Annotated in this window: 13 protein-coding genes; 8 read left to right on the top strand and 5 right to left on the bottom strand. The window is 34.0% G+C overall.

Translation table 11 applies throughout. The features are described from left to right. The first annotated feature begins 124 nt into the window (after nt 1-124). Nucleotides 125-943, top strand: coding sequence for a UbiA prenyltransferase family protein (locus tag QMA06_RS14575; RefSeq protein WP_318036610.1), 819 nt, complete (start codon nt 125-127; stop codon nt 941-943). Here QMA06_RS14575 and QMA06_RS14580 read toward each other — a convergent pair. From QMA06_RS14580 to QMA06_RS14600, 5 genes are all read right to left on the bottom strand, one after another. Next, on the bottom strand, nt 917-1183 hold the full coding sequence (locus QMA06_RS14580) for a hypothetical protein (RefSeq protein WP_290207632.1): 267 nt from the start codon (nt 1181-1183) through the stop codon (nt 917-919). The two genes, QMA06_RS14575 and QMA06_RS14580, sit on opposite strands and share 27 nt — an antisense overlap. Before the next feature lie 40 nt (nt 1184-1223). Then, nucleotides 1224-1778 carry a sigma-70 family RNA polymerase sigma factor gene (locus QMA06_RS14585; protein ID WP_290207634.1) on the bottom strand — a complete coding sequence of 185 codons (555 nt, stop codon included), beginning with the start codon at nt 1776-1778 and terminating at the stop codon, nt 1224-1226. 86 nt (nt 1779-1864) lie between these two features. Then, nucleotides 1865-3895, bottom strand: a complete 2031-nt coding sequence (locus QMA06_RS14590) for a M3 family metallopeptidase (protein ID WP_290207635.1) — start codon at nt 3893-3895, stop codon at nt 1865-1867. A 217-nt stretch (nt 3896-4112) separates the two neighbouring features. After that, the gene (purE, locus tag QMA06_RS14595) at nt 4113-4592 is read right to left on the bottom strand and encodes a 5-(carboxyamino)imidazole ribonucleotide mutase (RefSeq protein WP_290207637.1); all 480 of its coding nucleotides are present in this window, start codon (nt 4590-4592) and stop codon (nt 4113-4115) included. Between the two features lie 239 nt (nt 4593-4831). Next, nucleotides 4832-5986: a 5-(carboxyamino)imidazole ribonucleotide synthase gene (locus QMA06_RS14600; protein WP_290207638.1), complete on the bottom strand. Its 1155-nt coding sequence runs from the start codon at nt 5984-5986 to the stop codon at nt 4832-4834. A 226-nt stretch (nt 5987-6212) separates the two neighbouring features. On the opposite strand from QMA06_RS14600, the gene QMA06_RS14605 reads away from it, so the two are divergent. The 7 genes from QMA06_RS14605 (at nt 6213) to ffh (ending at nt 12794) form a co-directional block, all read left to right on the top strand. Next, complete coding sequence (locus QMA06_RS14605) at nt 6213-7322, top strand: adenylate kinase (protein ID WP_290207639.1); 1110 nt, start codon at nt 6213-6215, stop codon at nt 7320-7322. Between the two features lie 102 nt (nt 7323-7424). Next, nucleotides 7425-8423, top strand: coding sequence for a GTPase ObgE (obgE, locus tag QMA06_RS14610; protein WP_290207640.1), 999 nt, complete (start codon nt 7425-7427; stop codon nt 8421-8423). A gap of 16 nt (nt 8424-8439) precedes the next feature. After that, nucleotides 8440-9153: an ion transporter gene (locus tag QMA06_RS14615; RefSeq protein ID WP_290207641.1), complete on the top strand. Its 714-nt coding sequence runs from the start codon at nt 8440-8442 to the stop codon at nt 9151-9153. A gap of 82 nt (nt 9154-9235) precedes the next feature. After that, nucleotides 9236-9757: a DUF4136 domain-containing protein gene (locus QMA06_RS14620; RefSeq protein ID WP_290207642.1), complete on the top strand. Its 522-nt coding sequence runs from the start codon at nt 9236-9238 to the stop codon at nt 9755-9757. A 105-nt stretch (nt 9758-9862) separates the two neighbouring features. Continuing rightward, nucleotides 9863-10417 (top strand): DinB family protein, encoded by a 555-nt coding sequence (locus tag QMA06_RS14625; RefSeq protein WP_290207643.1) that lies wholly within the window; start codon nt 9863-9865, stop codon nt 10415-10417. A gap of 114 nt (nt 10418-10531) precedes the next feature. Beyond that, complete coding sequence (locus tag QMA06_RS14630) at nt 10532-11257, top strand: SDR family oxidoreductase (protein WP_290207644.1); 726 nt, start codon at nt 10532-10534, stop codon at nt 11255-11257. Nucleotides 11258-11462: 205 nt separating this feature from the next. Continuing rightward, entirely contained in the window at nt 11463-12794 is a 1332-nt protein-coding gene (gene ffh / locus QMA06_RS14635; protein ID WP_290207645.1) for a signal recognition particle protein, read from the top strand. Nucleotides 12795-12835: the final 41 nt, after the last annotated feature.

The following is a 12835-nucleotide window of genomic DNA, read 5'->3' on the forward strand; positions in this document are numbered from 1 at the left end:
AAAAATATCGTTTACTTTATTTTGCAAAAGTACGTATTTCGGCTTGTTTTATAAATAATGAGGTGTAAAGTTTTTAACCGAAAGCTAAGGTTATTAACACAATGCTTATTTTTGAACAATGGACATGCTCAAACGTAGTTTCAATTTTTATTTAAATAGTAGTATTCATGTTGCATTCGCAGCGTTAGCTTTAGTTTGGGTGACACTAATTGAGTTAGATTTATTAATTGATAAGCATCTTCTCGGTTTTGTGTTTTGTGCGACTATTACGGGCTATAACTTTGTAAAATATTTTGGTGTAGCGAAATTTCATCATCGCAGTTTAGCAAGTTGGTTAAGGGTTATTCAGATATTTTCATTATTGGCATTTACGGCCATGTGTTATTTTGCTTTTTTTCTCGAAGTACAGACATTAATCTTAACTGGAATTCTAGGTATAATAACTTTTTTTTATGCCATTCCGATTATGATTCCAAAACAATATTTATTTGATGATCATAAAAATTTACGACAAATAGGAGGTATAAAAGTCTATGTTATTGCCTTGGTGTGGACATTTGCTTCTGTTTTTTCACCCGTGGTTAATAACGAAATTCCGATTGATACAGAAATAGTCGTTTTAGGCGTACAGCGGTTCTTCTTTATCCTAGTTTTAATGTTACCTTTTGAAATTAGAGATTTGAATTATGACAGTTTAAAACTGGCCACAATTCCTCAAAAAATTGGCATAAAAAAAACCAAAATTTTTGGTGTTTTACTTTTATTATTATTTGTGATGCTGGATGGTTTGAAAGAAGAAACTAAATTAACTACTATTCTTATCGCTTTAATATCTGGAGTGCTTCTATTTTTTTCTAATAAAGATCAATCTAAATATTATAGCCCATTTTGGGTGGAGAGTGTTCCTATTCTGTGGTTAATTAGTTTGTTGTTGTTCGGATAATGCTTCGTTAAATTGATTTTGAAGTCTGCGTCGTTCTTCTGCTTTTAAACATTTCACCTCAGAGGTTTCTATAACTTTACTTAATTGTTTGTTTTTGCTAGAATAACTTTTAGTTATACGACAATACATAAGTCGTAAGCTAAGCTTAAAATGTTCCCAAATAGAAGCTTCATTATATTGTGCTTTATCACAAATATGTTTAGCTTCTTCACAGCTTATAAATAAAAAACTTTTTTTCATTACAAATTACAACCTTTCAAATCGAAAGGATTTTTAATATTTAAAACCAATTTTCCTCCATGCATTCTGCTAATGCTGTTCGGGCTCTATGAATAATGACCCATAAGTTAGACGGAGTAATTTCTAATTCATTACAAATTGTTTCCGTATCGTATCCTAGAATTGTTTTCATTTTAAAAACTTCGGCTTGTTTTTGGGGTAGTTTTTCTAAACAATCGTAAATAGCATCACCTAATTCAGAATTGACCAACGTGTCTTCTGCCGTTTTATCTGAAGGATCAGCTACACGTTCTTCTAGCCAATCTCCTTCCGATTCTTCGCTATTGATATAGCTCATTCTAATTTCGGCTTTACCTTTATTAGAATTTATTTTTCGATAATAATCAATAATCTTTCGCTTTAATATTGAAATCAGCCAAGTACGTTCACTGGCTTCACCTTTAAAATTTTTCATGGATTTTAGTCCAGCCAAAAAGGTGTCAGAAATTAAATCCTGAGCAATGTCTCTATCATTTACACGGGAAATAGTGTAATTAAAAAGATAATCTGAATATAAATTTACCCATTTATTGGGGTCTATTACGTGCTTAGGCATTTTTCAATTTCATTGCGGATTCAAAAGTAGGTTAAAAAAATGAATTGAAGTTTCCATTTTTTTACAACGATATAAAGACGTTGGTTTTAGGTTAATAATCCAGCTCGACGTAAAAGCGCTTCTGGTTGTGGTTCTTGACCTCTAAACTTTTTGTACAAAACCATAGGGTTTTCTGTGCCTCCTTGAGATAACACGTAGGTTTTAAATTTATTAGCCACTATTTTATTGAAGATACCTTCTTCTTTAAAATATTCAAAAGCGTCGGCATCTAATACTTCTGCCCATTTGTAGCTGTAATAGCCAGATGAATAGCCTCCTTGAAAAATATGCGAAAAAGATGTACTCATACAATTCTCAGGAACATCAGGATACAAACTTGTGTCTCCAAAAGCATCAACTTCATGTGCTTTTACATTCTTAATTTTTGATGGATTAATACCATGCCAAGACATATCTAATAGTCCAAAACTCAATTGACGAAGCGTTTGCATACCTTCATGAAAGGTCGCAGAGGCTTTAATCTTATCAATAAGTTCCATCGGAATAACTTCACCAGTTTCATAATGCGTAGCAAATAATTCTAAGGCTTCTTTCTCATAGCACCAATTTTCTAATACCTGACTCGGTAATTCTACAAAATCCCAATAGACACTTGTACCGGATAAACTCGGATATGTAGTGTTGGCTAGCATGCCGTGAAGTGCGTGCCCGAACTCATGGAATAAAGTAGTTACTTCATTAAACGTTAATAAAGATGGTTTACTTTTAGTTGGTTTTGTAAAGTTGCAAACTATAGAAACATGTGGTCTGTCGTTATTACCATCCTTAATCATCTGAGGCTTGTAAGATGTCATCCAAGCTCCATTTCGTTTGCCTGCACGTGGAAAAAAGTCCGCATAGAAAATAGATATTAATGCGCCTTCGCTATCTGTAACTTTGTAAGTTAAAACGTCATCGTGATATTTATCAATAGTGTTTATTTCTTCAAACTGCAAACCAAACAATTTGTGGGCAATAGTAAAAGCTCCATCAATTACATTGTTTAATTTAAAATACGGTTTCAATTTTTCATCATCTAAATCGAATAATTTTTGTTTCAATTTTTCAGAATAATAAGCCGAATCCCATTTTTGAAGCTGATCGATAGCGTCTAAACCCTTTGCAAAATTCTCCAAGTTAGTAAATTCGTCTTTTGCAGCTGGTTTTGCTTTGTCTAATAAGTCATTTAAAAAAGACGTTACTTTTTTTGGTGTTTCTGCCATGCGTTCTTCAAGAACAAAATGAGCATGACTTTTATAACCTAAAAGTTGAGCGCGTTCAAATCTTAAATTCGCAATTTTAAGAACAATATCTTTATTGTCTAATTCATCATTATTAAACCCTTTGCTGCCAAAAGCTTTTGATAGTTTTTCTCTTAATTCTCGGTTGTCGGCATAAGTCATAAACGGAATATAGCTTGGATAATCTAAAGTAATCACCCAACCGTCTTTATCTTTGCTTTCAGCTAATTGTTTGGCAGCTTCTTTGGCTCCATCTGGTAATCCCGAAACATCATTTTCATCAGTTAAATGCATTTCAAACTTATTTGTTTCCGTCAAAATATGTTCACCAAACTTCAATTTTAATTGACTCAACTCTTTATCGATAGCTCTGAGTTTTTCCTTTTTGTCTTTAGGTAAATTCGCTCCGTTTCTGGCAAATCCTTTATATTTTTTTTCGAGAAGTGTTTTTTGTTCAGTAGATAAATCAATTTCCGATTGAGCATCATAAACTGATTTTACACGTTTAAACAATGCTTCATTCAGGGTAATATCATTACTAAAGTCTGAAAGTAGTGGTGAAACTTCTTGAGCAATTTTTTGAATCTCATCATTCGTTTCGGCAGAATTCAAATTAAAAAAAATACTTGAAATTCGATTTAATTCTTCACCAGAATAATCAAGTGCTTCAATTGTATTTTTAAAAGTAGGAACCTCGTTATTTGATGTAATTGCATCGATTTCTGATTTTGCTTTTTCAATAGCTGTTTTAAACCCAGGCATAAAATCGCTGGTTTTAATTTTTGAAAATGGTGCGGTATTATATGTGGTTTCGAATGTTTTATTAAGAATATTCATTTGTTGTAAGTTCTTGTTAAATAATTGATAATCTTTATTTTAACTTATTTTGTGACACAAAAATGTGAAGTATTTTGTAATTTAGTTAAATTACTTGGCAGAAATAATAATGTTAAAGTAGAATTGATTAATAGCGATAAGCCTTAACGAGAGTTGAGGCTTTTTAATACCAAATTATACCTATGTTACTAGGTAACTTTATAGGTTATAAATGGCATTAAAGATCTTTCGCAGAATCAAAAACCTTAGTTTTTAAATCTTCTTTATAATTTACTATTTTATCCAATATATTTTGATCTGAACTGCCTAATATTTGAGCAGCCAATATACCTGCATTTTTTGCGCCATTAAGAGCAACCGTTGCTACAGGAACTCCGCCGGGCATCTGTAAAATAGACAAAACGGAATCCCAACCATCTATAGAATTGCTGCTTTTTACAGGCACTCCTATTATAGGAAGAGGAGATAAAGAGGCAACCATGCCTGGTAAATGTGCAGCACCACCAGCACCAGCAATAATAACTTTGATGCCTCTAGTATGTGCATTTTTACTAAAATCGAATAATTTTTCAGGTGTACGATGTGCTGAAACGATATCAACTTCAACATCAATATCAAATTCTTTTAATATATCTATAGCGTCTTGCATTACTGGCATGTCGCTTTTACTTCCCATTATTACGGCTACTTTGCTCATTTTGTTGTGTTGATTAAATTTATAATCACGTTATTAAAAATTCTAATTCTTTCAGTTAATTATCTACAATAATCAAAGTTAAGACAACTGACGTGTCATTGCGAATTTTTTTGAATCCATTAACAGTTTGTTCCTGCTTTAAAACTAATAATGGTTCAGTATTTTTAGCGATTTTATTTATATGAGAATTAAAATCAGAAACAATGATTGCATTTTTCACAATGCTTTTTGCATAGTAATTATTCACATATAACGGCAATACTCTTTTTTACTTTCTCAGCTACTTTACGAGCTACAGCAACATCTTTGTTCACAATGGTAACATGGCCCATTTTTCTAAAAGGTCTCGTTTGTTTTTTACCATAAATATGAGGGGTGACACCTTCCATAGCTAAAATCTTATCTATATTTTTATAGACGACATCGCCTGTATGGCCATCTGCGCCAACAAGATTAACCATTACACCAGCGACTTTACTTTTGGTGTCACCTAAAGGCAAACCTAATACGCATCTAATTTGCTGTTCAAATTGTGAAGTATAACTGGCCTCAATACTGTAGTGGCCAGAATTATGTGGTCTTGGAGCTACTTCGTTCACTAAAATATCATCATTTTCAGTTTGAAACATTTCAACCGCCAGTAAACCAACATGTTCAAATGCGGAAGCTACTTTTAATGCTACTGTTTCTGCTTTCTGAGAAATTGCATCAGGAATTCTAGCCGGACAAATTACATATTCTACCTGATTGGCTTCGGGATGAAACTCCATCTCCACAACAGGATACGTTTTTACGTCACCAATTTCGTTTCTGGCAACGATCACCGCTAATTCATTTTTAAATGGAATTAATTTTTCCGTAATGCATTCCACATTAGGTAAATCGACTAAGTCATTTTCATTTCTAACGACTTTTACACCTGTACCATCATAACCAAATCGTGCACTTTTCCATACAAAAGGAAAAACTAAATCACCATTATCGACAACTTTATTAATTTTAGACGAATCAGAAAATCGCATAAAATCTGCCGTTGGTATGTTATTGTCGCGATAAAATAATTTCTGAGTGGCCTTATTTTGAATAGTTCGTAAAGTTTTAGAAGATGGAAAAACTTTTACGTCTTGTTTCTCAAGTGTTTCTAAGGCATCAACATTGACATTTTCAATTTCAATAGTGAGTACATCAACGTTTTTGCCGAAGTTAATCACAGTGTCGTAATCCATTAAATCTCCTACGTTAAATTCATCGCAAGCCAATCGTGATGGTGCTTCAGGGCTAGGATCTAAAACACAGGTGTAAATATCGAATTTGCGCGTGTCGTATAGCATCATTTTGCCCAACTGTCCGCCACCAAGAATGCCAAGTTTGAAATTTGAAGAAAAATAATTCATATGTATTTCCCACGAAAACGGGATTTTTTTTAGTTAGATTAATGTTCTTTTCTCGATTTTCGATAGATCGAAAAAATATAAAAAACTTAATTAATTATGATGAAAATTTGTGCTTTTCAACAACAAAAATAAGGTAAAAATGAGACAACCTTAGAAATTCGTAAATCAAAAAACGACCAATCGTCAATCAAAATGTTTATCTTCGCCATTCTAAAATAAAAATAAAGTGATTAAGCTTCACGATTTATACTTCAAACCTTTCATTTCAGAACAAGAAATAGATACTGCTGTCCAAAAAATGGTTGATAGCATTGCTGATGATTTAGGAGATGAAGTACCTGTTTTTGTTGGGATTTTGAATGGTTCCTTTATGTTAGTGAGCGATTTTGTAAAGAAATATCCGAAGCCTTGTGAAGTCACATTTATAAAATTAGCATCTTATGAAGGTGTTAAATCCACTGAAGATATTCAACGTTTAATTGGGTTGACGCAAGATTTAACCGGAAGAACGGTTGTTATTTTAGAAGACATTATAGATTCAGGCAAAACATTAGAAGAAGTACATCGTATTTTTGAAAATGAAAATGTTAAACAATTGCTTATCGCGACCTTGTTTTACAAACCTGAAGCTTACGATAAAGATTTTAAACTTCATTACGTTGGTATGGAGATTCCTAATAAGTTCATCGTTGGCTACGGCTTGGATTACGATGGATTAGGGCGAGATTTACCAGACGTTTATCAATTAAAAACCACACAACACATGACAAACTTAGTGCTATTTGGTCCTCCAGGTGCAGGTAAAGGAACACAAGCTAATTATTTAAAAGAAAAATACGATTTAATTCATATTTCAACAGGTGATGTTTTTAGATTTAATATTAAAAACGAAACGGCATTGGGAATGTTAGCCAAGTCATATATGGATAAAGGAGAATTAGTGCCAGATCAAGTGACTATAGAGATGTTAAATAAAGAAGTAGAGAAAAATGCCGGTGCCAATGGTTTTATTTTCGATGGTTTTCCAAGAACCAATGGACAAGCCAAAGCGTTAGATAAATTAATGGACAGTAAAGATTCTCAAATTAATGCCATGGTAGCGCTCGAAGTTGATGATAATGTTTTGGTTAAACGTTTGCTCGAAAGAGGAAAAACTAGTGGAAGAGCGGACGATGCTGATGAAAAAATCATTAGAAACCGAATTAAGGAGTATTACAATAAAACGGCGATCTTAAAAGACTATTACGCAGCACAAGATAAGTATTTTGGGGTTGATGGGGTAGGGAGTATTGAAGATATTACAGAGCGTTTAAGTGCTGTAATAGATAAACTCTAAATTATAGCGTACGCAGAAATTTCATCATGTATATTTATTACATGATGAGAGAATAGAATAAGATTTTAACTTAAAAGAGACCCACTTTTGTGGGCAGTGAACATGACAGAGGGTAACTTCGTAGACTACGTAAAAATGCACGTGACTTCCGGAAATGGAGGAAAAGGCTCATCGCATTTACATCGCGAAAAATATATAGCTAAAGGGGGACCAGATGGAGGTGATGGTGGTCGAGGTGGTCATGTTATTCTTCGTGGTAATTCTAATCTTTGGACATTGATTCATTTAAAATTCAAACGCCATATTAGAGCTGGCCATGGAGCACATGGAAGTTCTGGAAGAAGTACCGGAGCCGATGGTGAAGATATGTATGTAGATGTCCCATTGGGAACTGTGGTTCGGGATTCTGAAACAAATAATATTTTATTTGAAATTACAGAAGATGGCGAAGAAAAAATTGTAGTTGAAGGAGGCATGGGAGGACGAGGAAACTGGCACTTTAAGAGCTCAGTAAATCAAACCCCAAGATATGCACAACCGGGTATTCCACTTGAAGAAAAAGATATTACATTAGAGCTTAAAGTTTTAGCCGATGTAGGATTAGTTGGGTTTCCTAATGCAGGAAAGTCGACTTTATTGTCTGTCTTAACCTCTGCAAAGCCAAAAATTGCAGATTATGAGTTTACCACTTTAAAGCCTAATTTAGGCATCGTGGAGTATCGTGATTTCCAATCTTTTGTTATGGCGGATATTCCGGGTATTATTGAAGGTGCCGCAGAAGGTAAAGGTTTAGGGTATTACTTTTTAAGGCATATCGAACGCAATTCAATTCTTTTATTCTTAATTCCTGCGGATGCCAAAGATATTGTGGAACAATATAAGATTTTAGAAGACGAATTAAGACGTTATAATCCCGAAATGTTAGATAAGGAAAGATTGGTCTGTATCTCAAAATCTGATATGTTAGATGAGGAACTTAAAACTGAAATATCAACAATCTTAAAGAAAGATTTAAAAGCTGATTTTATGTTTATTTCTTCTGTAGCACAACAAGGCTTAACTGAGTTAAAAGATAAGCTTTGGAGGTTGTTGAATGATTAATGTTTCATCTTAAACTATGAAAACATATCTGAAAAATCTGGTAGAACTCAACGATACCAAACAAAGTAAACGTTTTGCCTATTTTATTCAGTTTTTAATAATTTTTTCGGTAGTAACTTTTTCAATTGAAACCTTACCAGATTTACAACCTCAAACTAGAATAGTTTTAAATACCATTGAAGCATTTTGCGTAGTCATTTTTACATTTGAATATTTAGCTCGGATTTATGTCGCCGATAATAAACCAAAATTCATTTTTAGTTTCTTCGGCATTATAGATTTTTTGGCTATTCTACCGTTTTATTTAGCCTTTGGTATCGATTTACGTTCCTTACGTTTGCTTAGAATGTTTAGGTTATTTAGATTGTTCAAATTGGTGCGCTATAACAAAGCGATGCGGCATTTTGCAAATGCTATGATAGTGGCGAAGGAACAAATTATCTTATTTATGATTATAACCTTAATGCTTATATATTTTGCGGCAGTAGGTATTTATTATTTCGAAAATGCCGCTCAACCAGAACATTTTACTTCAATTTTCGACAGTCTCTGGTGGTCTATTGTAACCTTAACCACGGTAGGATATGGTGATGTATATCCCATAACAGTTGGAGGACGCATTTTTACTTTTTTTATATTGTTAATAGGTTTAGGTGTTGTAGCTATTCCAACAGGTATTATTTCGTCTTCATTGACTAAAGCCGTTGAGCCTAATGAGAAGAAAAATTAGGTTGATTTTGACTTCATTAATTTTTAATTAGCACAATATTCATGAATTTGTAACTGATTTTTTTTATTTTTAAAATAAAAAGATGAAACATTTAAAATTCCTTTTCGTACTATTTTTTATGACTTCTTGCGGAAGTACTGTACACTATGACTATGAAAAATCGACCAATTTTAACAACTATAAAAGTTACAATTATTTCGATAACATGAAAACGGGTCTGAGTGAATTAGACACCAAGCGCTTAATTAGGGCTATGGATGCTAAACTCAAAAATATGGGGTTATCAAAATCAGAAAATCCTGAATTTTTCATTGATATTCAAAGTCAGGACATCCATAGCCGAAACAACAGTAATGTTGGTATTGGCGTTGGTGGAGGCGGAGGACGTGTTGGAGGTGGTGTCTCAATTGGAATCCCTGTAGGTCAGCGCAATAACAACCGAGAAATAATGATTGATTTTGTTGATAAATCGAATGGTGAGCGCTTGTTTTGGCAAGCTATTGCAGAGAGTAGTTACAACCCTAATGCAACACCAGAAATACGTGCAGCACAATTTGAGAAAATAGTTGAAAAAGTTTTTTCGAAATATCCACCAGAACAATAGACGATTTTAGCTGTAAATAGCAGATTCAATTTGCATTAATTTCTTGGTATTTTTAAAGTTTAGTGCTGTTTTGGGTTATACTAGATAAACATAAATCAGAAAGCCATGAAAATTAAAATCCAAATTCTATTTGTAATTACAAGTTTATTTACGTCCGCTTTATTTGCACAATACGAAATAAAACCGCCAGAAGGGTATTCTCAAAATATAGGTAATATGGTCGCAATGCTCGATAATTTGAAAGAACGCGTGGTGCATTTAGTGGATGGATTAGACCAAGATGGCACCGATTTTCTTTTAGATGAAAATGCCAATCGCATAGGTGCCATAATTTATCATTTAGCGGCTACGGAAGCTTATTATCAATCTTATACTTTTGAAGGGAGAGCGTTTAATAAAGATGAAAAAAAACGATGGGCAACGGCCTTAAGTCTTGGTGAAAAAGCCAGAGAAGAATTTATAGGGCAACCAATATCTTTCTACCTCAAGATTTTCGATGAGGTAAGGCAAAACACAAAACAACTTTTAAAAACTAAAGACGATGCTTGGTTTGCTGAAGTTAATGGTGGCATGAGTAACCATTGGGCTTGGTTTCACGTTATGGAACACCAAGCCAATCACATGGGACAATTGGCTTTAATTACAAAACGGGTAAAATAGTTGAGTTTACGGTTATAGATTCGACACCATCAATTTTATCATTTTCATAACATTTCAAAATTTCAAGTTCTATTCCTGTTTTGTAAATTTGGATAGAACCAAAAAAGAGAAAACATGAAAGATTTAAAAGGAAAAGTAGCGTTAATAACGGGTGGTACAAAAGGAATTGGCTACGGAGTGGCTGAAGCGTTACTCAGACAAGGATTAAAAGTAGTAATTACCAGTCGTGATGAAAATGCGGCCAATGAAGCTGCTGATTCGTTAGCCTCAAAAACAAATAGTAAAGGTGCTGTAATCGGAGTGCAAGCAGATGTTAGGCGACTCGACAGTCAGAAAGAAGCTGTAAATCAGGCTTTGAGCACCTTTGGACAATTGGATATCGTGATAGCCAATGCAGGGCTCGGCCATTTTGGAAGCATTGAAGAGTTAACTGTAGAACAATGGAATGACGTCATTGATACTAATCTTTCAGGTGTTTTTAATTCCATTAAAGCTAGTGTAGATGCATTAAAAGAATCCAAAGGTTATTATATTACAATTTCTAGTTTAGCAGGTACAAATTTCTTTGCTGGTGGTTCCGCATATAACGCGAGCAAATTTGGAGTTACCGGATTTACACAAGCTGTGATGTTAGATTTAAGACAGTATGGCGTGAAAGTTAGTACCATTATGCCAGGTTCGGTTTCTACACATTTCAATGGGAATGAGCCAAGTGATAAAGGAGCATGGAAAATTCAGATTGAGGATATGGGCGAATTGGTTGTCGATTTATTAAAAATGAATCCAAGGACTTTACCAAGTAAAATTGAAATACGGCCAACGACTCCACCTAGTAAATAATATGTGATGATTTGTTCCAGGACGACTTCAGTTTTAGTCATAATTTAAAAATCAGTGGTAACGATAGTTAGCAACTGTAAACTCATACTAGGGCGAAAAACTAATTCAAAAACCAAGTCATAATTTCCTCATAAATTCATAAATTTGCAACCTATTAAAATTTTGTGGCCTGCTCAATGCGGACTGCGAACAGAAGACTAAAAACATGTTTAATAATTTAAGTGATAAGTTAGATAAAGCGTTACACGTACTAAAGGGGCATGGAAGCATTACTGAAGTTAATGTTGCAGAAACTTTAAAAGAAGTAAGACGTGCGCTTTTAGATGCCGATGTTAACTTTAAAACCGCCAAAGAATTTACCGTTCGAGTAAAGGAAAAAGCACTAGGCCAAGATGTATTAACGACTTTGCAACCAGGTCAGTTAATGGTAAAACTCGTTAAAGACGAGTTAACCGAACTTATGGGTGGTGATGCGGAAGGCATCAATCTATCTGGCAATCCAAGTGTGATTCTAATGTCTGGTTTACAAGGGTCTGGTAAAACAACATTTTCTGGTAAACTGGCTAATTATTTAAAAAATAAAAAAACCAAAAAACCTTTATTGGTAGCTTGTGATGTTTATCGTCCTGCTGCAATCGATCAATTACATGTTGTTGGTGAGCAGATAGGCGTTGAGGTATTTAGTGATAGAGGTAATAATGATCCTGTTGCCATTTCGCAAGCAGGTATAGCACACGCTAAAGCTAATGGTTACAATGTGGTGATTATAGATACTGCTGGTCGTTTAGCTGTAGATGAGGCTATGATGACTGAAATTTCTAATATTCATAAAGCCATTCAGCCACAAGAAACCTTATTTGTGGTCGACTCCATGACCGGTCAAGATGCTGTTAATACAGCAAAAGCCTTCAATGATATTTTAAATTTTGATGGTGTTATCCTTACTAAATTAGATGGTGATACACGTGGTGGTGCTGCGATATCAATTAAATCGGTAGTTAATAAGCCAATTAAATTTATTGGTACGGGTGAAAAGATGGAAGCGATTGATGTTTTCTATCCTTCTCGTATGGCAGATCGTATTTTGGGAATGGGTGATGTGGTTTCGCTTGTTGAACGTGCACAAGAACAGTTCGATGAAGAAGAGGCAAGAAAATTACAAAAGAAGATTGCCAAAAACCAATTTGGGTTTGATGATTTCTTGAAGCAAATTCAGCAAATCAAGAAAATGGGTAATATGAAAGATCTTGTCGGCATGATTCCTGGAGCAGGAAAAATGATGAAAGATATTGATATTGATGATGATGCTTTTAAAGGCATCGAAGCTATTATTCACTCTATGACACCAGAAGAACGTGCTAATCCATCCGTGATTAATTCTAGTCGTAAAAAACGAATAGGAAAAGGTTCTGGAACTTCAGTTCAAGAAGTGAATCAGCTCTTGAAGCAATTTACACAAATGAGTAAGATGATGAAAATGATGCAAGGTGGAGGCGGAAAACGTATGATGCAGATGATGCAGAATATGCCAAAGTAAAAGTTGACATTGTTTTATTAACGGCCAATTTATTTTTAGTA

This window comes from Winogradskyella bathintestinalis, assembly GCF_030407435.1.
Lineage (GTDB): Bacteria > Bacteroidota > Bacteroidia > Flavobacteriales > Flavobacteriaceae > Winogradskyella > Winogradskyella bathintestinalis.

Coding starts and splice junctions, on each gene's coding strand:
- QMA06_RS14620 (WP_290207642.1), top strand. CDS start 9,236: ATGAAACATTTAAAATTCCTTTTCGTACTATTTTTTATGACTTCTTGC.
- QMA06_RS14580 (WP_290207632.1), bottom strand. CDS start 1,183: ATGAAAAAAAGTTTTTTATTTATAAGCTGTGAAGAAGCTAAACATATT.
- QMA06_RS14590 (WP_290207635.1), bottom strand. CDS start 3,895: ATGAATATTCTTAATAAAACATTCGAAACCACATATAATACCGCACCA.
- QMA06_RS14615 (WP_290207641.1), top strand. CDS start 8,440: ATGAAAACATATCTGAAAAATCTGGTAGAACTCAACGATACCAAACAA.
- QMA06_RS14630 (WP_290207644.1), top strand. CDS start 10,532: ATGAAAGATTTAAAAGGAAAAGTAGCGTTAATAACGGGTGGTACAAAA.
- purE (WP_290207637.1), bottom strand. CDS start 4,592: ATGAGCAAAGTAGCCGTAATAATGGGAAGTAAAAGCGACATGCCAGTA.
- QMA06_RS14600 (WP_290207638.1), bottom strand. CDS start 5,986: ATGAATTATTTTTCTTCAAATTTCAAACTTGGCATTCTTGGTGGCGGA.
- QMA06_RS14575 (WP_318036610.1), top strand. CDS start 125: ATGCTCAAACGTAGTTTCAATTTTTATTTAAATAGTAGTATTCATGTT.
- QMA06_RS14585 (WP_290207634.1), bottom strand. CDS start 1,778: ATGCCTAAGCACGTAATAGACCCCAATAAATGGGTAAATTTATATTCA.
- obgE (WP_290207640.1), top strand. CDS start 7,425: ATGACAGAGGGTAACTTCGTAGACTACGTAAAAATGCACGTGACTTCC.
- ffh (WP_290207645.1), top strand. CDS start 11,463: ATGTTTAATAATTTAAGTGATAAGTTAGATAAAGCGTTACACGTACTA.
- QMA06_RS14625 (WP_290207643.1), top strand. CDS start 9,863: ATGAAAATTAAAATCCAAATTCTATTTGTAATTACAAGTTTATTTACG.